General features: G+C 62.6%; 26 protein-coding genes. 16 read left to right on the forward strand and 10 right to left on the reverse strand.

The features are described from left to right. The first annotated feature begins 73 nt into the window (after positions 1-73). Entirely contained in the window at positions 74-862 is a 789-nt protein-coding gene (locus tag X742_RS146925; RefSeq protein ID WP_023773955.1) for an IclR family transcriptional regulator, read from the forward strand. Between the two features lie 33 nt (positions 863-895). Here X742_RS146925 and X742_RS146920 read toward each other — a convergent pair whose 3' ends face one another. Further along, entirely contained in the window at positions 896-1099 is a 204-nt protein-coding gene (locus tag X742_RS146920) for a YdcH family protein (RefSeq protein WP_015315337.1), read from the reverse strand. A gap of 238 nt (positions 1100-1337) precedes the next feature. Here X742_RS146920 and X742_RS146915 point away from each other — a divergent pair, with 238 nt between their 5' ends. From X742_RS146915 to X742_RS146900, 4 genes are all read left to right on the forward strand, one after another. Beyond that, positions 1338-1517, forward strand: a complete 180-nt coding sequence (locus X742_RS146915) for a YdcH family protein (RefSeq protein WP_015315338.1) — start codon at positions 1338-1340, stop codon at positions 1515-1517. Between the two features lie 330 nt (positions 1518-1847). Beyond that, the gene (gene ispG / locus X742_RS146910) at positions 1848-3098 is read left to right on the forward strand and encodes a flavodoxin-dependent (E)-4-hydroxy-3-methylbut-2-enyl-diphosphate synthase (RefSeq protein WP_023773956.1); all 1251 of its coding nucleotides are present in this window, start codon (positions 1848-1850) and stop codon (positions 3096-3098) included. A 355-nt stretch (positions 3099-3453) separates the two neighbouring features. Beyond that, positions 3454-4215: a lytic transglycosylase domain-containing protein gene (locus tag X742_RS07050; protein ID WP_051407675.1), complete on the forward strand. Its 762-nt coding sequence runs from the start codon at positions 3454-3456 to the stop codon at positions 4213-4215. After that, positions 4184-5092 carry a Stf0 family sulfotransferase gene (locus X742_RS146900; RefSeq protein WP_245273938.1) on the forward strand — a complete coding sequence of 303 codons (909 nt, stop codon included), beginning with the start codon at positions 4184-4186 and terminating at the stop codon, positions 5090-5092. The genes X742_RS07050 and X742_RS146900 overlap by 32 nt, the downstream gene beginning before the upstream one ends. Before the next feature lie 2371 nt (positions 5093-7463). Here X742_RS146900 and X742_RS146895 read toward each other — a convergent pair. Continuing rightward, positions 7464-8381: a polyprenyl synthetase family protein gene (locus X742_RS146895; RefSeq protein ID WP_023773960.1), complete on the reverse strand. Its 918-nt coding sequence runs from the start codon at positions 8379-8381 to the stop codon at positions 7464-7466. A 232-nt stretch (positions 8382-8613) separates the two neighbouring features. Between X742_RS146895 and X742_RS146890 the strand changes: the two genes are divergently transcribed. From X742_RS146890 to X742_RS146880, 3 genes are all read left to right on the forward strand, one after another. Further along, the gene (locus tag X742_RS146890; protein ID WP_031248212.1) at positions 8614-9375 is read left to right on the forward strand and encodes a transglycosylase domain-containing protein; all 762 of its coding nucleotides are present in this window, start codon (positions 8614-8616) and stop codon (positions 9373-9375) included. Between the two features lie 141 nt (positions 9376-9516). After that, positions 9517-9699, forward strand: coding sequence for a 50S ribosomal protein L32 (gene rpmF / locus X742_RS146885; RefSeq protein WP_008834724.1), 183 nt, complete (start codon positions 9517-9519; stop codon positions 9697-9699). 252 nt (positions 9700-9951) lie between these two features. Then, entirely contained in the window at positions 9952-10353 is a 402-nt protein-coding gene (locus X742_RS146880) for a hypothetical protein (protein ID WP_023773963.1), read from the forward strand. A gap of 9 nt (positions 10354-10362) precedes the next feature. Here the strand turns inward: X742_RS146880 and X742_RS146875 are convergent, their stop codons facing one another. The 3 genes from X742_RS146875 to X742_RS146865 all read right to left on the reverse strand — a co-directional run bounded on the left by X742_RS146875 (position 10363) and on the right by X742_RS146865 (position 11785). After that, positions 10363-10794, reverse strand: coding sequence for a heme-binding protein (locus X742_RS146875; RefSeq protein ID WP_023773964.1), 432 nt, complete (start codon positions 10792-10794; stop codon positions 10363-10365). A gap of 159 nt (positions 10795-10953) precedes the next feature. Then, on the reverse strand, positions 10954-11187 hold the full coding sequence (locus X742_RS146870; RefSeq protein ID WP_023773965.1) for a hypothetical protein: 234 nt from the start codon (positions 11185-11187) through the stop codon (positions 10954-10956). A 76-nt stretch (positions 11188-11263) separates the two neighbouring features. Further along, on the reverse strand, positions 11264-11785 hold the full coding sequence (locus X742_RS146865; RefSeq protein WP_023773966.1) for a helix-turn-helix domain-containing protein: 522 nt from the start codon (positions 11783-11785) through the stop codon (positions 11264-11266). A gap of 92 nt (positions 11786-11877) precedes the next feature. On the opposite strand from X742_RS146865, the gene X742_RS146860 reads away from it, so the two are divergent. The 5 genes from X742_RS146860 (at position 11878) to X742_RS146845 (ending at position 14655) form a co-directional block, all read left to right on the forward strand. After that, positions 11878-12714, forward strand: a complete 837-nt coding sequence (locus X742_RS146860; RefSeq protein ID WP_023773967.1) for an alpha/beta hydrolase — start codon at positions 11878-11880, stop codon at positions 12712-12714. 88 nt (positions 12715-12802) lie between these two features. Then, positions 12803-13459, forward strand: coding sequence for a glutathione S-transferase family protein (locus X742_RS146855; protein ID WP_023773968.1), 657 nt, complete (start codon positions 12803-12805; stop codon positions 13457-13459). A 5-nt stretch (positions 13460-13464) separates the two neighbouring features. Beyond that, on the forward strand, positions 13465-13788 hold the full coding sequence (locus tag X742_RS0137835) for a metalloregulator ArsR/SmtB family transcription factor (protein WP_031241517.1): 324 nt from the start codon (positions 13465-13467) through the stop codon (positions 13786-13788). 13 nt (positions 13789-13801) lie between these two features. Then, the gene (locus X742_RS146850) at positions 13802-14173 is read left to right on the forward strand and encodes a nuclear transport factor 2 family protein (RefSeq protein ID WP_023773969.1); all 372 of its coding nucleotides are present in this window, start codon (positions 13802-13804) and stop codon (positions 14171-14173) included. 17 nt (positions 14174-14190) lie between these two features. Next, a complete protein-coding gene (locus X742_RS146845) occupies positions 14191-14655 on the forward strand; it encodes an SRPBCC family protein (protein ID WP_023773970.1) in 465 nt (154 codons plus the stop codon). Positions 14656-14681: 26 nt separating this feature from the next. On the opposite strand, the gene X742_RS146840 is transcribed toward X742_RS146845, so the two are convergent. The 3 genes from X742_RS146840 to X742_RS146830 all read right to left on the reverse strand — a co-directional run bounded on the left by X742_RS146840 (position 14682) and on the right by X742_RS146830 (position 16501). Then, the gene (locus tag X742_RS146840) at positions 14682-14945 is read right to left on the reverse strand and encodes a metalloregulator ArsR/SmtB family transcription factor (protein ID WP_010911936.1); all 264 of its coding nucleotides are present in this window, start codon (positions 14943-14945) and stop codon (positions 14682-14684) included. 31 nt (positions 14946-14976) lie between these two features. Beyond that, the gene (locus X742_RS146835) at positions 14977-16224 is read right to left on the reverse strand and encodes an MFS transporter (protein ID WP_023773971.1); all 1248 of its coding nucleotides are present in this window, start codon (positions 16222-16224) and stop codon (positions 14977-14979) included. 82 nt (positions 16225-16306) lie between these two features. Further along, positions 16307-16501 (reverse strand): DUF1192 domain-containing protein, encoded by a 195-nt coding sequence (locus tag X742_RS146830; protein ID WP_023773972.1) that lies wholly within the window; start codon positions 16499-16501, stop codon positions 16307-16309. 122 nt (positions 16502-16623) lie between these two features. Between X742_RS146830 and X742_RS146825 the strand changes: the two genes are divergently transcribed. The 3 genes from X742_RS146825 (at position 16624) to X742_RS146820 (ending at position 19029) form a co-directional block, all read left to right on the forward strand. Next, positions 16624-17634: an NAD(P)H-quinone oxidoreductase gene (locus tag X742_RS146825; RefSeq protein ID WP_031248213.1), complete on the forward strand. Its 1011-nt coding sequence runs from the start codon at positions 16624-16626 to the stop codon at positions 17632-17634. Between the two features lie 201 nt (positions 17635-17835). Further along, positions 17836-17976, forward strand: coding sequence for a DUF1127 domain-containing protein (locus tag X742_RS1000000172880; RefSeq protein WP_023773975.1), 141 nt, complete (start codon positions 17836-17838; stop codon positions 17974-17976). Between the two features lie 360 nt (positions 17977-18336). Beyond that, on the forward strand, positions 18337-19029 hold the full coding sequence (locus tag X742_RS146820; protein ID WP_023773976.1) for a DUF1013 domain-containing protein: 693 nt from the start codon (positions 18337-18339) through the stop codon (positions 19027-19029). A gap of 64 nt (positions 19030-19093) precedes the next feature. On the opposite strand, the gene X742_RS146815 is transcribed toward X742_RS146820, so the two are convergent. Together X742_RS146815 and X742_RS146810 are read right to left on the reverse strand one after the other, a co-directional pair. Continuing rightward, on the reverse strand, positions 19094-19813 hold the full coding sequence (locus X742_RS146815) for a YafY family protein (protein WP_013529238.1): 720 nt from the start codon (positions 19811-19813) through the stop codon (positions 19094-19096). A 72-nt stretch (positions 19814-19885) separates the two neighbouring features. Next, positions 19886-20293, reverse strand: a complete 408-nt coding sequence (locus X742_RS146810) for a hypothetical protein (RefSeq protein ID WP_023773977.1) — start codon at positions 20291-20293, stop codon at positions 19886-19888. Between the last annotated feature and the right edge of the window lie 51 nt (positions 20294-20344).

Here is a 20344-nt window from a genome sequence, read left to right on the forward strand (position 1 = left end):
ATTATCACAGGTTGTCTATTACAAGAGACACATGTATCCTGTACAAGACAGATACTAGCACCGGGAATCGACAATGCAAGATGGGAGTGTTTTGGCTGCTTCGGCCGACGAGAAGGTACCGGGCTCTCGTGAAAAGGGCCTCAACCGGGTCCTGGAGATCCTGGAGTTCCTTCACACTACGCAGCGTGCGATCGGCATTGGTGATCTCGCCAAGGGCGTCAATGCGCCGCGTTCGACCACCTACACGCTGGTGCGGTCGCTGGTCGATGCCGGCCTCCTGGAAATGGCCGGTGATGGCAATCGCGTCTATTTCGGCAAGAAGCTCTACCTCTACGGAATGGACTATGTGCGCGGCAACGATTTGTTGCGGCGCGGGCGCCAGGAGGTCGATCATCTGTCGCGCGAGACGGGCGAGACCTCGGAATTGTGCATGCTGCAGAGCGGCCGCTATACGATCGTCCATTCCAGCCCTGGTAGCAGGCCGTTCCGCATCAGTTCGGCCACTGGCTTGCAGATACCGCTGCCCTGGACCGCGTCTGGCCGGCTATTGCTTGCGGGGCAGGATAGAGCCGCGGTCGAAGCCATGGTGTCTGATGACGATCTCGTGCTGCCTGACGGGCGCAAGCTGCGGCTCGACGATTTCATCGCCGACATCGCAAAGGCAGGGGTAACCGGCTACTGCGTCACCTCGGGCCTGGTCGACGCCTATACGAAATGCCTCGCCGTGCCGGTTTTTTCAGCGCCAGGCAAGGTCGAGGCGACGATGTGCCTGGTGGTTCCGATCGATACGTCGGAGGAGCGCACCGCCGATCTCATCGGCCTGCTGCGCGGCCGCGCCGCTGGGCTCTCGATCGGCGCATAGGCGGAAAGCGCCGGCGGCGCGGGCGCTCGCGTCTCAGGCGATGATGTCTGGAATGATCCTGTCTTCCAGCTTCATCAGCCGGTCCTTGAGGAACAGCTTCTTCTTTTTCATGCGCTGGATCTGCAGCGGGTCGCAATTCATGGCGATCATCGCGTTGATCGCGGCGTCGAAATCGGCGTGTTCCTGCTTCAGCCGGGAAAATTCGAGGCGAGTATCGGCCTGTTCCTGATCGGACATTCTCTACCGTCTGCACGTCTGCGGCGCCCAAAACTGGGCCTGGTTGGGCGGGGGCGGCAATTTCTGCCACCGGCGCGCAGCCCATATCACATTTCACGTTGTCGTGGAATGCTACCACGCAGCATTCGACATCGCCGCTCGATGGTGGCACACTGTCATTGTGCCGTCACAGATACGACCTGCGGTGGACGTGCCTAGGCGGCTGCAATCGAGGAAACCATGAAAGGGAGAACCAATCATGTCTCTTGCATCCCATCTTGATGAGTTGCAGCGGAAACACGGCGACATCGAACGCGAAATCGATGACGCGATGAACCACCCGTCGGTTGACGACCTCGAAATCGGAAATCTCAAGCGACGCAAGCTGGCACTCAAGGATGCGATTGAGAAACTGAGGGCGCAACCAACCACGCATTGATCCTCACCTGACATAGCCGCTCACCACTGGCGGTCTTCCTTACCGGCGGCGCCAGCCGCCGGTGCAGTGATTTCGATTTTCAGCGCTGCACCATAAGCGGAAACTAATATCCTTCGGACCTATTTTGCCCACCTGGCCGCCGCCAGGTCGTGTGCTGTTCAGGTCCCGGCCGTGACCAATTGCTGCCAGTGGCGACCTGTCGCCATTGACAAGCCATCCTTGCTCCTCCACCTCATGCCGGACTTCAGCGCATCGGCCCGGCTTGTGCGTCCAGGTGGACGCATGCGCTTCAAGAGAGACGCATAGCGCTCAGAGACAAAGGCTGCCGGCATGACCGGATATTTTTCTTCTCCCTTCCCCCGCCGCACCTCGGTCGGCGTCGATGTCGGCGGCGTGGTCGTCGGCGGCGGCGCGCCGGTGGTCGTTCAGTCGATGACCAACACCGACACTGCCGATATCGACCAGACAGTCGCGCAGGTCGCGGCGCTGCACCGCGCCGGCTCCGAGATCGTGCGCATCACCGTCGACCGCGACGAGAGCGCGGCCGCCGTGCCGCGCATTCACGAGCGCTTGCTGCGGCTTGGCATCAACGTGCCGCTGGTCGGCGACTTCCACTATATCGGCCACAAGTTGCTCGCCGATCATCCGGCCTGCGCCGAGGCGCTGGCCAAATACCGCATCAATCCGGGCAATGTCGGCTTCAAGGACAAGAAGGACCGGCAGTTCACCGATATCGTCGAAATGGCAATCAAGCACGACAAGCCGGTGCGTATCGGCGTCAACTGGGGTTCGCTCGACCAGGAGCTTCTGACGCGGCTGATGGACGACAACCAGGACAAGGGTTTCCCGCTGACGGCGCAGGAAGTGACGCGCGAGGCGATCGTGCAGTCGGCGATCCTGTCGGCCGAGATGGCCGAAGAGATCGGCCTTGGCCGCGAAAAGATCATCCTGTCGGCCAAGGTCAGCGGCGTGCAGGACCTGATCGCCGTCTACACCGAGCTTGCGACGCGTTCCAACCATGCGCTGCATCTCGGCCTCACCGAGGCCGGCATGGGCTCCAAAGGCATCGTCGCGTCCTCCGCGGCCATGGGCATCCTCTTGCAACAAGGCATCGGCGACACCATCCGCATCTCGCTTACGCCGGAGCCGAATGGTGATCGCACCCGCGAGGTGCAGGTGTCGCAGGAACTGCTGCAGACCATGGGATTCCGGCAGTTCGTGCCGATCGTCGCGGCCTGCCCCGGCTGCGGCCGCACCACCTCCACCGTGTTCCAGGAACTGGCGCAGAACATCCAGGCGGACCTGCGCAAGAACATGCCGGTGTGGCGGGAGAAATACCCGGGCGTCGAGAACCTCAAGGTCGCGGTGATGGGCTGCATCGTCAACGGTCCCGGTGAATCCAAGCATGCCGATATCGGCATTTCGCTGCCCGGCACCGGAGAAACGCCGACCGCGCCGGTCTTCGTCGACGGCAAGAAGGCGGCGACGCTGCGCGGGCCGTCGATCGCGGCGGATTTCGAGAAAATGGTCGCTGACTATATCGAGCAACGGTTTGGTCGCGGCAAGGCCGCGGCAGAGTAGGCCAGATGCGGCGTTTCCCCTGGGTGGCGCTGATTGTCCTGTGTGGTATGGCCTGGTCGACGCTTGCCCAGGCGGATCCACCGCAATCGGCCAAGCAGCGGCTGATCGACNCGTCGACGGCAAGAAGGCGGCGACGCTGCGCGGGCCGTCGATCGCGGCGGATTTCGAGAAAATGGTCGCCGACTATATTGACCAGCGCTTCGGTCGGGGCGGCAAGGCTGCGGCAGAGTAAGCCAGATGCGGCGTTTCCTGTGGGCGGCGCTGATCTTCCTGTGTGGTATGGCCTGGTCGACGCTTGCCCAGGCGGATCCACCGCAATCGGCCAAGCAGCGGCTGATCGANCTTCCTGTGTGGTATGGCCTGGTCGACGCTTGCCCAGGCGGATCCACCGCAATCGGCCAAGCAGCGGCTGATCGACAAGGTCTGTAACCTGATCCAGGCGCATGCCGACCAGAACGGCCTGCCCCGGGATTTCTTCGCCCGCCTGATCTGGAAGGAAAGCCGGTTCGATCCCAACGCGGTGAGCCCTGTCGGCGCCGAAGGCATCGCCCAGTTCATGCCGGGCACCGCCAAGATGCGGGGGCTGGAAAATTCCTTCGACATCAACCAGGCGATTCCGGCGTCGGCTAGATATCTCGCGGAAATGAAGGCCGGCTATGGCAATCTCGGTCTGGCGGCCGCTGCCTACAATGCCGGCGAGAGCCGGGTGTCGCGCTGGCTGAATTCTGGTGGCTTCCTGCCGATGGAGACGGAAAGCTATGTCTTCGACGTGATGGGCGAGCCGGTCGACAAGTTCACCGACCGGGCCTATGCCGGCAAAGTCGAGCCACTCGATGCCAAGCTGGATTTCGCGGTCGCCTGCCGCAAGCTGCCGGTGATCATGTCCAGAACCGTGGCGATGGCCTCGATCAATATCAAGCCATGGGGCATCCAGGTGGCGGGCAATTTCCGNCTGCTTGCCGGGCATGATCCGGTGGTCAGCCGAGTGCGTACGCCGATCGGCCGGCGCGGCATCTACGCGGTCCGCATCGGCATCGACGACCGCGCCGCCGCCAATGTCATCTGCCAGAAACTGCAAAGCATCGGTGGCGCCTGCGTGGTGGTGCGCAACCGGTAGCCTAGGAGGGTTGGGCTGCACGGGCTCACGCCGCTTGAATGCGCCATCGTATCCAGCAACGATTTCAGCGATAGCGGCGCCGGGCCGGTGGGCTGGCCCGCCTTCGACAGCTACAGGGACAGCGATGTTCGACGCGTACATTATCTGCGGCACGCCTAGAACCGGCAGTACCTTGCTGTGCAAACTGCTGGCGGCCACCAGAACGACCGGCGATCCACACTCATTCTATCGGCGGCAGGATGTGTCGGAGTGGGCCGAAGAATGGAACCTGCCCCCTCGCGACCTGATGGGCGAGCCTGAATTCCAGCTTGCGTATCTCAATGCGGCGATCGATGCCGGCAAGGGTGGTACGGAAATCTTCGGTCTGCGCCTGATGCGAGAAAACCTGGACGAGCTTTCAGCGATCCTCGACCGGATCTTTCCGGGGCTTGCGTCGGACAAGGCGCGTTTCGAAAGGGCTTTCGGTCGCGTTCTCTATGTGCATCTGTCGCGTGAGAACAAGCTTGCGCAGGCTGTCTCCCTGGTCAAGGCGGAGCAGACCGGCCTTTGGCACGTCGCTTCCGATGGAACGGAGATCGAAAGGGTCGGATCGCCAGGAGAACCACGGTACGACTTCCAGCGTATCAGGGATGAAGTCGCCAAGCTCGAAGCATATGACGCAGCGTGGAACACATGGTTCGCCGAGCAAGACATAACGCCGCTGCGGATTGGCTACGAGTGGCTTTCAAGCAGCCCGGCGGCAACGCTGATTTCCATCTGTCAGGCCTTGGGCCTACAGCCGCCGAACGCCGGCGATGTGAAACCGGCTGTCGCGAAGCTCGCCGACGCGACAAGCCTCGACTGGATGGGCCGCTACCATCTGGACGCAACCGTCTGACGCCGGACGGAGTTCAGGCCGTCTTGGCCACCACCGTCTCGCTGAGCCAGGTGCCGATCTTGGCGCCGAGTCGATCGGGCGAAACGGGCTTGGGCAGATAGTCGTCCATGCCGGCCTCGATGCACTTGTCGCGGTCGCCCTTCAGCGCATGCGCGGTGACGCCGATGATGGGGATGTGGCCACCCGACGATGCCTCGATCGCCCGGATGGCGCGTGTCGCCTCGTAGCCGTTCATTTCCGGCATCGAGACGTCCATCAGAACCAGCCTCGGATGCAGCGACCGGTACATCTCGACCGCCGTGCGGCCATTGCCGGCGATGCGGTAGCTCAAGCCCAGCCCATTGAGGATCTGGCCGAACACCATCTGGTTCACGTCATTGTCCTCGGCGATGAGGATGTCGATCGGGATGTTCGGCGCGGCATTCGATTCCGGCATTGCCGCGATCGGCATGGCGGGGCCGCGGATAACCGTGAAGGCCGGCGGCGCCGGCTGAGGCANGAGTTCAGACGTGTGCTCTTCCGATCTATGCCGAAGTCGATGATCATCTTGCCGAAATCGACCTGGTCGACCGAGGTCAGGATAACGACCGGGATGGTGGACAGCCGGCTGTCGGCGGCGATGGCCCGGGCGACATCGGCGCCGTTCATGCCGGGCATCTGATAATCGAGGATGATGCAGTCGACGCTGGCGCCGAGCTGGCAGGCGCGATCGAGGAAGGCGAGACCAACCGCGCCGCTTTCGGCGGCGGCGCAGTCGAAGCTCCAGCTTCTGAGCTGTTCGAGCAGGATCTCGCGGTTGACCGGATTGTCATCGATGACCAGCACACGCGCACCGGTGACGTCGACCGGCACGATGGCGTCGCGCGCCTCGGCGCGGTGGACCGGCAGCGGCACGGCGAACCAGAAGACGGAGCCGCGGCCGATCTCGCTCTCGACGCCGATCTTGCCGGCCATCAGGTCGACGAGACGGGCGGCGATGGCGAGCCCAAGGCCGGTGCCTTCGTGACGGCGGGTCGACGAGCCATCGACCTGGGCGAACTTCTCGAACACGTTCTGCAATTTCTCGGCCGGGATGCCGATGCCGGTGTCCTCGACGCGCAGCTTGAGCTGGACGACGTCGTTGACGGTTTCGCCGCCGACATCGATCAGCACATGGCCCTTCTCGGTGAATTTCACCGCATTGCCGACCAGGTTGGTGACGATTTGCCGGAAGCGGCCGGCGTCGCCGACCACATAGGCCGGCAGCCTGGGGTCGACGCGCACGATAAGTTCCAGGTTCTTCTCGGCGACACGCGCCGAGACAAGCGTCGCCACATCCTCCACCGCTTCCGAGAGGCGGAAGGGGGCTGGGTCGAGCGTCAACTGCCCGGCATTGATCTTCGAGAAGTCGAGGATGTCGTTGATGATGGTGAGCAGCGCGTTGCCCGACTTGACGATAACGTCGGTGAACGTCTTCTGGCGCGGGTTGAGCTCGGTCTTGGCCAGCAATTCGGCCATGCCGAGCACGCCGTTCATCGGTGTGCGGATCTCGTGGCTCATATTGGCCAGGAATTCCGACTTGGCACGATCGGCGGCCTCTGCCTTGAACAAGGATTCGGCAGACTGGGCGAAGGCGCGACGGATTGCCTGTTCCATCGGCCGGAAGATCCAGAAAGCGACGATGCCCAGGACGGCAAACAACAGGCCGCTGGCCCACAAAAGCAGCCGGTCGCTAGAGGCATCCGCCTGATGGCGTTCGTCGTCCATCGCGGTGCGGACACGCACCAGCATGGGCTGAACGAACAGGTCGTTCTGGTTGCGGATCTCGCGAGGGCTCCATTCATCGGTCTTTTGCGCCACCGACATCAGGTTGAAGTTGCGGACCATGTCTCGCGGCGACCAGAACAGGTCGCCATTGACCGAAGCGGCTGCGAGCTCGCTGACGGTCTTGGCCGACAGGCGCGGGCGGATCGCGGCGAGCTGGGCGGTCAACGTCTCGATCTCGCCGGTCAGCCGCTCGGAATGGTCTCGCGCCGAAGCCGTCAGCGCATCGCGCGTCTCGATCCGCCAGGCGGAACTGGTTGTCTCGGCGAAGCTGGTGGCGTTGCGCAGATCGCGGGTAAAAATGACGAGATTGCTGCTCAGCGCATCGATTTCATGGCGCAAGGAATTGACGCGATTGAGCGAAACCATGATGGCGGCTGAAGCCAGCGCGAAAACCAACAATCCTGAAAGATAACGTATCCGGACGGACCGGATGAAGGAAGAATATTCCGGCATGCGCAACCCCAACACATACGCATCATTCTAAGGATCGGGATTACGCTTCAGTTACATTAAGATTTCGTTGGCACAACCGCAGGTGCACCGCGCAACCCATATGAGCCTGCCGTCAGCTGTTACGGGTTGCGACGAAGATCGCCGCGGCCTTTAGCAGGGCGGCATTTTCGCCATAGGGTTCGAGCAGCGCGTGCGCCTGGCCGACGAGGCCGTCGAGCTGCTTGCGTGCCCAATCCGCGCCGTGCAAGGCCACCAGCGTACCCTTGCCCGCGGCGGCATCCTTGCCGGTCGCCTTGCCCATCTGCTTGGCGTCGGCCGTCAGATCCAGCAAGTCGTCGGCCAGTTGGAAGGCTAGGCCGATCGCCGAACCGAACTCGGCAAGCCTTTCCAGGTCATCCGGCTGTGCGCCGGCCAGGATCGCACCCGCCTCGCAGGCGAAGCGGATCAGTGCGCCGGTCTTCATCGCCTGCAACGTTATGATGCCGGCCTCGTCCGGTCGCACCTGTTCGGCTTCGAGGTCCAGTTTCTGGCCGCCGACCATGCCACCGGCCCCGGCGGCGCGGGCGAGCGCCAGCACCAGGGCCGCGCGGCGCCCCGCCGGCAGCGTCGTCGCTTCGCCGGCGATGATGTCGAAGGCCAGAGTCAATAAGGCGTCGCCGGCCAGGATGGCAGTGGCTTCGTCAAAGGCCTTGTGCACGGTCGGCTGGCCGCGGCGCAGGTCATCATCGTCCATGGCCGGCAGGTCATCGTGGATCAGCGAATAGCAATGCACGCATTCGAGCGCCGCCGCGACACGCAACGCCGCTTCGCCATCGGCGGAAAACAGGGCGGCACTTTCCATGACCAGGAAGGGGCGCAGGCGCTTGCCGCCGTTCAACACGCCATGGCGCATCGCCGCCATCAGACGATCGGGCCGCGCGATCTCGCCCGAAAGCGGTCGGTCGTCGAGCAAGCGGCGCAGCATCACCTCGACGGCGGCCGCGCGCCTAATGAGCGCCATTTCGAACGCCATTTCGTCGTCATTCGTCATGGCCGGGACCGGTAGCCGACACTCAGACGTTGCGCAAGAAGGCAAGCGCCATTATGCCGGGGCAGTAAGAGCCCGTTTGGAAACTCATCTCCTGCGGTCATCTGAAGGTGTTTCCGCGCTTCCGGTGTTCACGTACTCGAATGTACGCTCCGCTCCGGTTCTCGAAAACAGCGTCACATGACCGTCACATGACTGACAGGAGCCAGTTTCAAAACGAGTTCTCTGGCATGGGTTGGGCGGCTTGGCGGAACCGATCGTCGATCATGAGACCGAAAAGCTGGACATGGCGACGAGATCGCGAGGCGTGAGCCGCCGCAGTCTCAGGCGCTGGGTCCGGCGCGGCATCGTCGTGGCCGCCGTGCTGGCGCTTATCCCGGTGGTGCTGACCTTTCTCTACCTACCGTTCTTCGTGCATCCTGTGTCGACGCTGATGCTGAAGGACCTTGCGACATTCTCCGGCTACGACCGGCGCTGGGTGTCGATCGATGACGTCGCGCCTGTGCTCGCCCATTCCGTCATCATGTCGGAGGACGGGCAGTTCTGCTTTCACCGCGGCGTCGACCTCGGCGAACTCAGGGGGGTCGTCGACGATGCGCTGGCCGGCGAGGCGACGCGTGGTGCCTCGACCATCACCATGCAGACGGTGAAGAACCTCTTCCTGTGGTCGCGGCCGCTGGGCTCTGTGCGCAAGGTCATCGAACTGCCGCTGGCCGTCTATTTCGACGCGGTGATGTCGAAGCGGCGCATTATGGAGATCTACCTCAACATCGCCGAGTGGGGACCCGGCATCTACGGCATCGAGGCGGCGGCGCAGCACCATTTCGGCATTTCGGCAAAGCAGCTGTCCAGACGGCAGGCGGCCCTTCTCGCCGTCACGCTGCCCAATCCGATCGCCCGCAATCCCGCAAAACCAGGGCCGGGTTTGAGAAGGCTCGCCAATCTGATCGAGCGGCGCGCCGGCCGCTCCGGCGCCTATGTCGGCTGCCTAGACTAGCCGGTATAAAAAAGATTCACCGCGGTGCTGGCCAAAACGGTGTCAGGCGTGTATAGGCACCCGACTTTCTCAGATTTAGGCCCCGACATGGCCCTTTCACGAGGGCGGGCGGGGCTTTTGACCATGTAGTGGAGCACATCCATGGCCGTTCCGAAACGCAAAACCTCTCCGTCCAAGCGCGGCATGCGCCGCTCGGCCGACGCCCTCAAGGCCCCGACCTATGTCGAGGACAAGAACTCCGGCGAAATGCGCCGCCCGCACCACATCGACCTGAAGACCGGCATGTATCGCGGTCGCCAGGTGCTGACGCCCAAGGAAAGCTGAGACCAGCTTTTCCGAAGGCTAGACTATGTACAAAAGACCGGCGTTTGGCCGGTCTTTTGCGTTTGGCCTCGCCGTGCGCGCCGGCTACTTCAAGCGCTGAGTTTTCGTCTCTCGTTTTTCATGTCGGCCGGGCAACCGGCTGACATGGTTATTGCATCCGGTATTCGACCGTGTTTGCGGCCGTGCACGAAAAATCTTGACGCCGTGCCTGTGGGGCATTCTACAGAAGGTGCCCCCATATGGAGACGCCAGATGTTCGGTGCCGTCCCGCTTTTGATCGTGCCTTTCGTGCTCTACAATCTCGGCCTGCTCGGTATATTCGGCGGCGGCGACGATCCGTGGGCGAGCGAGATGTTCTCGTTCCGCATGATGTCGGGCGGGGTGTTCTCGATGACGCTCGGCGACCTGATCGTGCTGATCGGGCTGATTTTTCTCTTCCTTGAAATGGTGAAGTCGGCGCGCACAACCACCGCCTCGATCATGGACCATCTGTTGTCGACGCTTGTCTTCGTTGCCTTCCTGGTCGAGTTCCTGCTGGTGAAGGGTGCCGCGCACTCCATCTTCTTCACGCTGATGATCATCGCGCTGTTCGACGTGCTGGCCGGGTTCGCGGTGTCGATGCGGTCGGCCAGCCGCGACATCAATTTGAATTAGACCGGAGCCTCAGCCCGGATCGGCGGTGAAGCCGGCGGCTTCGATGCCGGCAATCGCGGCCGCCTCGTCATTGTCCGACGTGTCGCCGGAAATGCCTACAGCGCCGACGACACTCCCTGCCTTGTCGCGGATCAGCACGCCGCCGACGACCGGCAGCACGCGTCCCCCCGAAACGTCGGAAATGCCGGCAACCAGATGCGGGCGCTCCTTGGCGAAGGCCTCGACCTTGCGCGAGCCCATGCCGATCGCCAGCGCGCCATAAGCCTTGCCGGCCGACATTTGCGGGCGCAGGAACGAGGCTCCGTCCTGGCGCTGGAAGGCGACCAGGTGCCCGCCAGCGTCGAGCACCGAGACGCCGAGCGGCTTGAGGTTGAGATCGGCGCCCCTGGCGAAGGCGGCATTTATGATCTCGACGGCTTTTTCGAGCGACAGCGCGGTCATGGCAATCTCCTGTTGAACAGCCCAATCATCTGCCAGCCGGACCAGGCAATCCCGCTTTCGGTTGAAATTGCTTCCTGCGAAGCAGCGGGATTAAAGGCGCGCCTGTCGGATGCGTCACGACCGCTCGATCCAGGACGAGGCATTGGCAGAGAGACGGGGTTATTTTTTCTTGGCGCGAGCCGGCTTCTTGGCAGGTGCAGCAGGCGCGTTGGCTAGATCTTCGGCTTCCTTCGCCAGCCGCAGCGCCCGCAGCTTGTCGGTCTTGGCCTTGCGGGCATCGCTCTCAGCGACGTATTCGGCCATGGCTTTCTGCCGGACCGTCGCCGCCTCTTCCTGCTTCTTGAAGCGCAGATCGGCACGCGCGCGGGCAGTGTCCCTAGAGTTCTCAACCAAGAGTCTATCCTATCCCGTGAAGTGTGATTTCCATCCTTTGTAGCAGAGCCGGCCTTTCAACGGGGAAAATAGTTGGTCAGGCAGCCGGGCTGGTGTTGCGGGCCTTTTCGGTAACCACCGCTTCATAGGCGGCCTGCAGCGTCGCGCGGACGGAGGAGCCGGGCGCAGTATCGAGGGGTGTGCCGAGATGCTCATGGCGCAATTCGTCCATGAATTTCTCCCACATTGGAGGGCCGCCCTTTTCCAGGAGTTCGGCACGGATCGAGAGTTCCTCGCTGGTCGGCAGCCAGACGCGGCCCCAGGCGCCGAGATGGGCGAGGATGGGCACCAGCGTGATGGCCATCTCGGTCAGGCTGTAGATCGCCTTCTGCTTGTGGCTGGGGTCGTCCGCCTTGGTCAGCATGCCGAGCTCCATCAGCCGCTTCAAACGGTCGGCGAGGATGTTGGAGGCAATGCCTTCCATCGACCCGTTGAGCAGCTCGCGAAAATGGCGCCTGCCGCCAAAAATCATGTCGCGCAGGATGATCAGGCTCCAGCGGTCGCCGAACACCTCGAGCGAAAGGTTGATCGGGCAGCCGGACCGGCGATCGAGGGTCATCCGATTTTCTCCNCAAAACCGGTTGCATTATCGTATCGGTTTTAATATCGTGCAACCGATTGCAAAATGCAATCAGTTTAGGAGGCCATGAAATGACGAGCAATGATCGTCCCGAGATCGTATCCGAAGCCTTTGGCGATCGGGCCGATCCCGCCCTGCTGCTGATCATGGGCGCGATGGCCTCGATGCTGTGGTGGCCGGAGGCGTTTTGCCGGAAGCTCGCGGATGCCGGCCTTTACGTGATCCGCTACGACAATCGCGATACCGGCCGGTCGACCAAATATCCGGTGGGACAGCCGCCCTACACTTTCGACGACATGGCTGACGACGCGATAGCCGTTCTCGACAGCCATGGCATCGGCAATGCGCATGTCGCGGGCATGTCGATGGGCGGCATGATCGCGCAGCTTGTCGCGCTCCGGCACCCTTCGCGCGTCGCTTCGCTGACCGTGATCAGCAGTTCGCCCCTGGGCACCGACACTTCGCATCTGCCGCAAACGACCGACGCCTATATGGAGCATTCGGCCTATGGGGCCAAAGTCGACTGGGCGGACCGCCGCCAAGTCATCGACTTCATGGTCAGCGATGCACGCGCGATCGCCAGCACCGCGCATCTGTTCGACGAGACCGGGATGAGGGCATTCATCGAGCGGGATTATACCAGGTCCGGCGGCTTGCTCAGCGCCACCAATCATTTCATGCTCAACGGCAATGACCGATGGAAGGGTCGTCTGCACGAACTGGCGGCGCCGCTTCTTGTCATCCACGGCACGTCGGATCCGATCTTTCCGGTCGAGCATGGCGAGGCCTTGGCCCAAGCTGTTGCCGGCGCGAAACTCATTCGTGTCGAAGGCGGCGGTCACGAACTGCATCCGGATGACTGGCCTGATTTTGAAGCTGCCATCATCGAGCATGTTCGATCCAGCTGAGACCTCGCGGGCGGGCCTTGACGAGCGAGGCCTGCCGCAATAGTTAAGTAGATGCTTCAGTGTTGCCGCGGAACAGATGAGCACAAGAATGTCCCTGACGCTGCATTTCCATCCGCTGGCCTCCTTCTGCTGGAAGCCGCTGATCGCACTCTATGAGAACGCCACGCCATTTGCGTCTGTCATCGTCGATCTAGGCGATGAGCAATCGCGCGCGGCCTTTCTGAAGGTTTCGCCGACCGGCAAGATGCCGGCGCTGCGCGACGACGCGCGTGACCGGACGGTGCTGGAATCGACCATCGTCGTGGAATATCTGGCCGCGCACTATCCGGGACCGGCCGAACTCATTCCAGCCGACGTCGACCTGGCGCTGGCCGTCCGCCAGGCCGACCGCTTCTATGATTTCTATGTGCAGGAGCCGATGCAGAAGATCGTCGGTGACAGGTTGCGGCCCCTCGACAACACCGATCCATTCGGTGTCGAACAGGCGCGGAGCCAGTTGCGCAATTCCTACGCCATCATCGAACGGGAGATGCAGTCGAGCGAATGGGCTGTGGGCGATGCCTTCACCATGGCCGATTGCGCGGCGTCTCCGGCGCTCTTCTATGCCAACAAGGTCGAACCGTTCGGCGATAGGTATCCCGCCGTGAAGCGCTATCACGACCGCCTGCTGCGGCGCGCCGCCTTCGCCAGGGTGATCGAGGAGGCGCAGCCTTACTTCAAGTTCTTTCCCTACAACAACGGCTGATCGCAATGTTGCACGATCCCGCCCAACTCGACCTGATGTTCCAGGCGCTCGCCGATCCGGCGCGGCGGCAGATGGTCGACCGGCTATCACGCGGCCCGGCGTCGGTGAGCCAGTTGGCCGAGCCGCTGGCGATGTCGCTGTCGGCGGTGATCCAGCACCTCAATCTCCTGGAGGCGAGCGGCCTCGTGCGCACGCAAAAAGTGGGACGGGTGCGCACCTGCCAGATCGAGCCGAAGGCACTGCGCGCGGCCGAGCACTGGATCAACGAGCGGCGTCTCTCATGGGAACGCCGGCTGGATAGGCTCGGCGACTTTCTTGCGGAGAAATGAAGAGGAGCATGCCATGTCAAAGAGAAAATCCGATCTGGTCCGCGGCTATTTCGCGGCCTTTCAGGCCGGCGACCGCGCCGTCATGGAGGCGGCCCTGGCCGACGATTTCACCTTCACCAGCCCCTATGACGACGCCATCGATCGCAAGGCCTATTTCGCGCGCTGCTGGCCGAACGGCAAGCTGTTCCGGTCGATGACGATCGAGCGGATCTGCGAAGACGGCAATGACGTATTCGTTCGATACAGCTACGAGACGCTTGAAGGAAAGACCTTTCGCAACACCGAACTGCATTCGTTTCGGGGCGACGAGTTGCGCAGCGTCGAGGTCTATTTCGGCGCCAGCTATCGCGGTGGCACCTTCATTCCGCAGAATCCATCAAGCTGACCAACGAGGACCCAACCGTGACCGAACGTTCCGTCGTTCATTCCACTTTTGTCATCGAGCGCTTCTATCCGGCCGCGCCGGCGAAAGTCTTCTTCGCGCTTAGCAACCCTGACGCCAAGCGACAATGGTTCACCGATCCAGACAATCCCATGCCTGGCCGCTTCGAGATGGACTTTCGCGTCGGCGGCAAGGAGATCAACGCTGGTGGACCAAAGGATGGGCCGATCCATGTCTACACCGCCACCTATCAGGACATCGTGCAGGATCAGCGCATCGTCTACAGCTACGACATGCTGTTCGGCGATGTCAGAATTTCGGTGTCGCTGGCCACGATCGAACTTTTTGCCGAGGACAAGGGCACGCGCCTGGTGCTGACCGAGCAGGGCGCTTTCCTCGATGGCCATGACACGTCCGACACACGCGAGCATGGGACCAGGGTGTTGCTCGATCTGCTCGGCAAGTTTTTGCGGATGGAACCCTAAGTACTGTGGCTGCCGATCGAAGAGGATCAGGCTTCCCAGAATTGATCGAGCCAGATGTTGAGTCTGAGGAAGCCGGCATTGCTCACCGTATAGACACGGCGCGTGCCTTCAGCCTTGGCATTGACCAGTCCGGCGTCGAGCAACACTTTCAGATGCTGTGATACCGCCGGGCGGGAGACTGGCAGCCCGGCCGCCAATTCGTTGACGGTCTTCGGACCGCGTCGAAGTTCTTCCAGAAGATGGCGCCGATTGGGGTCGGCGATCGCCATGAAGGCGTCGGAAAACATCATGCCTCATTTGTGAGGCAAAGTTTTTCAAATCTCAACTGTTTGCTTCTGCTTTTCTTCTCGGATCGAGCCGCAATGCTTCGGGGGTCACCGAACGGTCGGCCGGCTGCGTCTTGAAGGCATCGCGATCTCCGATCGGCACCGGCGCGCGGCGGCTGATGCGCAGCAGCGTGTAGCCGGCCAGCGACAGATGCGCGAAGGCTGTCGCCAGGAACAGGCCCTCCGGGCGCATCCAGCCCATCAGGGCGGCGGCCAGCAATGGCCCGATCATGGTGCCGAAGCCGTAAAGCAGCAGCAGCCCGCCCGATACCTTGACGAAATCTTCCGACCGGGCGTGGTCGTTGGCATGCGCCACGGCGATCGAATAGAGCGTGTAGGCGAAAGCGCCATAGGCGGCGGTGAAGACGAGGACGAAGACCGCCGAGCGCGGCTCGAACAGGAAGATGAGAAGCGCAAACAGCGCCGCGCCGAAGGCGGCACCGGCCAGCACGAAACGGCGGTCGGTCTTGTCGGAGAGGCGCCCGGCCGGAAGTTGCATGGCAGCACCGGCGACGACCACCAGGCTCATCATCAAGGCGATTTCGGCCGTGGAGATACCGATGCGCGCGCCGTAGACGGCGCCGAGCGTGCCCCAGGCGCCATTGGCGATGCCGATCAAAAGGCAAGCGATCGCCGACACGGGCGAGTTGGCGTAGAGTCCCTTGACGTCGAGCTTGACGTCCTGCAGCGGCTTGGGATGCGAGGCGGTCGACACCGCGGTCGGGATCAGTGACAGGCAAAACAGGATGCCGGTGATCATGAACAACGACGCCGATTTCACGTCGCCGCCGGCGACGATCATCTGGCCGCCCATGATCGAGGCATAGGTGACCATCATGTAAAGGCCGAAGACGGTGCCGCGGTTCTCGTTGGTGGCCTTTTCGTTCAGCCAGCTCTCGATGACCATGAAGGCGCCGGCCATGGTAAAACCGGTGAAGGCACGCAGCAGGATCCAGATATATTCGTCGATGACCAGGCCCGTCAGCAGTGCCACGATGGCGCCGGACGCGGCAAAGGCGCCGAAGGCGCGCACATGTCCGGCGCGGCGCACTATGCGCGGCGCAAAGAAACAGCCGGTGACGAAGCCGCCGGCCCAGGCCGTGCCCATCAGGCCGAGCGAAGCGGTCGAGAACCCTTCCACCTGGCCGCGCAAGGGCAACAGCAGCCCGTGCAGTCCCGATGCAGCCAGAAGAAAGGCAGTGCCGCGAAGCAGGGAAAGGATCGGTCTGTAGGCTGCGAGCATTTTTTGATCCGGCTGGGGACTGGGCGGGACGCGATTTGAAGACAGTCGCATTCGGGCTTTTCGGCGGCGACCTAGGGATTTTTTATCCGCGGCGGAACAGCGCCTCGGCAGCCGATTTGGTGGTGTCCTTGGTCTTGAGTTCGGCCTCCAGCCGGGAGATCTCGTCACGCAGGATGCCGATGCGCTCGGACAGTTCACCGACGGAAAGCAGCGACAGGTCTTGCCCGATCTCGTGCGGACGTGCCTTCTTCTTGGGTTCGTCGTCGAAGATCGCCATGGTTGCTCCTCCTCCGCCAGACCAGATTGGCCATTTGCCTGATTTGGCAATGAGCATACATAGGGCAAGGACGTCGATGCAAACAGCCGGTAAGAGTGCGGCGAGGAAAGACGGAAAACTTCATGGCGAGCGGACAGAAAATTCCGGCACGGATGACGGCGATCGCTATCTCGGAGCCGGGTGGCCCACGGGTGCTGAAACCGGAAACGCGCGACGTACCGCAGCCCGGCCCCGGCGAAATCCTGATCAAGGTGCATGCCGCCGGCGTCAACCGGCCGGACGTGCAACAGCGCAAGGGGGCCTACCCGCCTCCGCCCGGTGCATCGGACCTGCCGGGCCTCGAGGTGTCGGGAGAAGTGGCGGCCCTTGGTGACCAGATATCGCGCTGGCGCATCGGGGACAGGGTCTGCGCGCTCACGCCCGGCGGCGGCTATGCCGAATATGTCAGGGTTCATGCAGGCAGCGTTCTGCCACTGCCGGCGGGCTTCACCCACACGGAAGCGGCGGCGGTGCCGGAAAACTATTTCACCGTCTGGCACAATGTGTTCGAACGGGGCGGTCTGAAGAAGGGTGAGACACTGCTCGTCCATGGCGGCTCGTCCGGCATCGGCACCACCGCGATCCAGCTCGCCTCGGCCTTCGGCGCTTATGTGATCACCACCGCCGGATCCCAGGAGAAATGCGACGCCTGCCTGAAGATCGGCGCCGACCGTGCGATCAATTACCGCGAGCAGGATTTCGTCACCGCGGTCAGGGAGGCGACCGAAGGCCGAGGCGCCAACGTCATCCTCGATATGGTCGGTGGCGATTATGTCCAGCGAAACTACGAGGCCGCCGCTGTCGAGGGCCGGATCGTGCAGATCGCGGTTCAGGCAGGTGCTGTCGCCAGTGCCGATTTTTCCAAGATCATGGTCAAGCGACTGACCCATACGGGCTCCACGCTCAGGCCGCGCACCGTCGAATTCAAGGCGGCGATCGCGGCGACGCTGGAGGCACAGGTGTGGCCTCTGCTGGGCACGCGCAAGGTGGCACCGGTGATGGACATGATCTACCCGCTCACCGACGCCTGGCGCGCGCATGAGCGGATGGAGGAGGGCGAACATATCGGCAAGATCGTGCTCGACGTCGGCTAACACGCCAGCATTTTCGGCTCGGCCTGACCGGATATCGACACGGTCCGGCCAACGTCCTTCGCCCCTGCTTACAAGATGAACAGAAACTTAATGGTGCAATGCAGCATTTGCATCATTGCTATGCAAAATCGGCTGTTCAAGTCCCGCTCGATGATCACTATTTGAGCATCATCGAAACGAACCCAATTCAGGAGGACCACCATGAACCCGATCCGTGCTTTCCGTAACTGGCGCATGTACAACGAGACCGTTCGCGAACTGAACCGCCTCAACGCACGTCAGCTCAGCGACCTGGGCATCAACCGCAGCGACATCGAGCGGATCGCCCGTCAGGCGATCTGATTGCAAGCGCGACCCGCCGAATGGCAGGGTCGCAATGCAGAGCCGCCGCAGACGCTTGTCGTCGCCGGTTCCAAACCCGCCGGACCCTGTCCGGCGGGTTTTGTCTTTTGGAGCTTTGGATTCATCTCGGCTCCGGCGTGATTTGCCATGGCGCTCCGCAGCAAGTGCCATGGCAGGGTTTGGACCGCCGTGGCAAACGTTAGCGCTACCGCTGCGTTGGCTGGTTAGGTCGTTTCCAGCTCTTCCAAAAACGTTGCGAAAGCAGTCTGGAACGGTTATACAGGCCGCGAATTTCCGATTTTGGTGGCTCTAAAACCACCGCCCGCGCGGGAACGCGGGCGAACGAGAAGGATTTTGCACATGGCCAATACGCTGCTGATGCCCAAGGCGACCGCCGTCTGGCTGGTCGACAACACCGCGCTTTCCTTCGAGCAGATCGCGCAGTTCTGCGGGCTGCATCCGCTCGAGGTAAAGGCGATCGCCGACGGTGAATCAGCGCAAGGCATCAAGGGCATGGATCCGATCATGACCGGCCAGCTGACCCGCGACGAGATCGCGCGCGCCGAGAAGGATCCGAACCAGCGCCTGAAGCTTTCCGATCCCAAGGTGCGGGTGCCTGAATCCAAGCGCAAGGGCCCGCGCTATACGCCGCTGTCGAAGCGCCAGGACCGGCCGAACGCCATTCTGTGGCTGGTGCGCAATCATCCCGAACTGAAGGACGCGCAGATTTCGCGCCTCGTGGGCACCACCAAGTCGACAATCGAGCAGATCCGCGAACGCAAACACTGGAATTCGGCCAATCTGCAGCCGATGGACCCGGTGACGCTGGGTCTCGCCTCGCAGATCGACCTCGACATGGAAGTCAACCGCGCCTCGCGCGGCCGCGAGCAGGCGCAGCCGGTCGGCGACACGCTGCTGCCGGCGGCATTGACCGAGCGGTTGGTGCCTGCACCGGAGAAGCCGAAGGACGAGGATGCGGAGCTCGACGCAAACGCCGTCTTCGCCAAGCTGTCGGCGCTGAAGTCGAAGGACACCGATACCGACGAGGAATAGGCTTTTCGCCAACGCAACAAAATAGCCCGCTTCGAGCGGGCTTTTTTGTGCGGTCCGGCAAGTCTCAGCTTCGCGCCGCGCGGTCGGGCGCCATGCCGTAGTCCTCGCTGCGCTCCACCGCCCGGTAGAAATCGGCAAGCTGCTTGCCGCGCTCCGGCTTGAAGATTCGGCCGGCGATGACCACGGAGGCAATGCGGTCGATGCGGAAGGCGCGGAAATCATCGCGCATCTCGCACCAGGCGACCAGCGTCCACACCTTGCCCCAGAACCACAGGCCGAGCGGCCTGATATCGCGCGCGGTGCCGCGGCCGGCTTCGTCCGAATAGTCGATGGTCAGCACCTGGCGCTTTTCGACCGCGCGCTCGATCAGGTCGATCGCCTCGCGGGCGGCATCGCTGACCACCCACATCGGCGTGTGGATCTCGGTGCGGGCAATGCGGTCCTTCTCGGCATCGGGCAGCACGGCACCGATCTTGACCAGTGCCTCGTCGGCGGCCCGCGCCATGGCGGCGCCGCCAAAGGCGCGCACCATGCGTGCGCCGGCCACCAGCGCCACGATCTCGTCACGCGTGAACATCAGCGGCGGAAGGTCGAAACCCTCCCTCATCATGTAGCCAACGCCAGCCTCGCCGTCGATCGGCACCCCGGTCGACTGCAGGTCGGCTATGTCGCGGTAGATGGTTCGCTCGGAAACCTCGAGCCATGTGCCGAGCTTCTGAGCGGTGACCAGACGGCCACCACGCAGATGCTGCACAATCTGAAAGAGCCTGTCGGCGCGGCGCATCGTTTGCTTCCCCAGTGTTTTTCCCATGCATGCCGTGGCTCCCTGACCGGATCCACTTCCACATGACATGCATTACGGTTTCAGCCCTTCGCGCTTGCGCTGCGCGGCGACGAATTCCGCGCCGAAGGACAGTTTCCTCGTTGTCGGCGTCTTCGCATCGAGCACGCGCCAGAAGGGAGCGACGTCGCTGAGCATCATGCCGCGCTCGAGATCCTCCTTGGCAGCCTCGGCGACCGTACGCAGATGATAGCCCATGGTGACCGGGCATGTCACTTCGGCGCCATGCTCGATGGCAAGGGCCGTGCGCAGCGCGCGAACGTCCATCTCGACGCCTTCGGGGATGGAGCGGATGAAATCGTCGACCTGGCGCGCGGTCGGCACCAGCATGGGCTGGCCTTCGATAATGTCCCCTACGGTGCGCGGCGTTGGCTTCACACCGTTGCTACCAGGCGCGTTCAGCCTGTCGGTCCAGTTTTTCATCGATCGTCCTCTCGGCCGGCCATGCGCATTATCCCACCATCGCACGCACCT

Source organism: Mesorhizobium sp. LNHC229A00, assembly GCF_000502415.1.
GTDB lineage: Bacteria > Pseudomonadota > Alphaproteobacteria > Rhizobiales > Rhizobiaceae > Mesorhizobium.

Excerpts from the sequence above, each read along its gene's own strand:
- rpmF (WP_008834724.1), top strand. The coding sequence starts at position 9,517 with ATGGCCGTTCCGAAACGCAAAACCTCTCCGTCCAAGCGCGGCATGCGC.
- X742_RS1000000172880 (WP_023773975.1), top strand. The coding sequence starts at position 17,836 with ATGAACCCGATCCGTGCTTTCCGTAACTGGCGCATGTACAACGAGACC.
- X742_RS146820 (WP_023773976.1), top strand. The coding sequence starts at position 18,337 with ATGGCCAATACGCTGCTGATGCCCAAGGCGACCGCCGTCTGGCTGGTC.
- X742_RS146895 (WP_023773960.1), bottom strand. The coding sequence starts at position 8,381 with ATGACGAATGACGACGAAATGGCGTTCGAAATGGCGCTCATTAGGCGC.
- X742_RS146865 (WP_023773966.1), bottom strand. The coding sequence starts at position 11,785 with ATGACCCTCGATCGCCGGTCCGGCTGCCCGATCAACCTTTCGCTCGAG.
- X742_RS146915 (WP_015315338.1), top strand. The coding sequence starts at position 1,338 with ATGTCTCTTGCATCCCATCTTGATGAGTTGCAGCGGAAACACGGCGAC.
- X742_RS146855 (WP_023773968.1), top strand. The coding sequence starts at position 12,803 with ATGTCCCTGACGCTGCATTTCCATCCGCTGGCCTCCTTCTGCTGGAAG.
- X742_RS146815 (WP_013529238.1), bottom strand. The coding sequence starts at position 19,813 with ATGCGCCGCGCCGACAGGCTCTTTCAGATTGTGCAGCATCTGCGTGGT.
- X742_RS146810 (WP_023773977.1), bottom strand. The coding sequence starts at position 20,293 with ATGAAAAACTGGACCGACAGGCTGAACGCGCCTGGTAGCAACGGTGTG.
- X742_RS146880 (WP_023773963.1), top strand. The coding sequence starts at position 9,952 with ATGTTCGGTGCCGTCCCGCTTTTGATCGTGCCTTTCGTGCTCTACAAT.
- X742_RS146925 (WP_023773955.1), top strand. The coding sequence starts at position 74 with ATGCAAGATGGGAGTGTTTTGGCTGCTTCGGCCGACGAGAAGGTACCG.
- X742_RS146830 (WP_023773972.1), bottom strand. The coding sequence starts at position 16,501 with ATGGCGATCTTCGACGACGAACCCAAGAAGAAGGCACGTCCGCACGAG.
- X742_RS146850 (WP_023773969.1), top strand. The coding sequence starts at position 13,802 with ATGTCAAAGAGAAAATCCGATCTGGTCCGCGGCTATTTCGCGGCCTTT.
- X742_RS146825 (WP_031248213.1), top strand. The coding sequence starts at position 16,624 with ATGGCGAGCGGACAGAAAATTCCGGCACGGATGACGGCGATCGCTATC.
- X742_RS146920 (WP_015315337.1), bottom strand. The coding sequence starts at position 1,099 with ATGTCCGATCAGGAACAGGCCGATACTCGCCTCGAATTTTCCCGGCTG.
- X742_RS146840 (WP_010911936.1), bottom strand. The coding sequence starts at position 14,945 with ATGATGTTTTCCGACGCCTTCATGGCGATCGCCGACCCCAATCGGCGC.
- X742_RS0137835 (WP_031241517.1), top strand. The coding sequence starts at position 13,465 with ATGTTGCACGATCCCGCCCAACTCGACCTGATGTTCCAGGCGCTCGCC.
- ispG (WP_023773956.1), top strand. The coding sequence starts at position 1,848 with ATGACCGGATATTTTTCTTCTCCCTTCCCCCGCCGCACCTCGGTCGGC.
- X742_RS146875 (WP_023773964.1), bottom strand. The coding sequence starts at position 10,794 with ATGACCGCGCTGTCGCTCGAAAAAGCCGTCGAGATCATAAATGCCGCC.
- X742_RS146835 (WP_023773971.1), bottom strand. The coding sequence starts at position 16,224 with ATGCTCGCAGCCTACAGACCGATCCTTTCCCTGCTTCGCGGCACTGCC.
- X742_RS146860 (WP_023773967.1), top strand. The coding sequence starts at position 11,878 with ATGACGAGCAATGATCGTCCCGAGATCGTATCCGAAGCCTTTGGCGAT.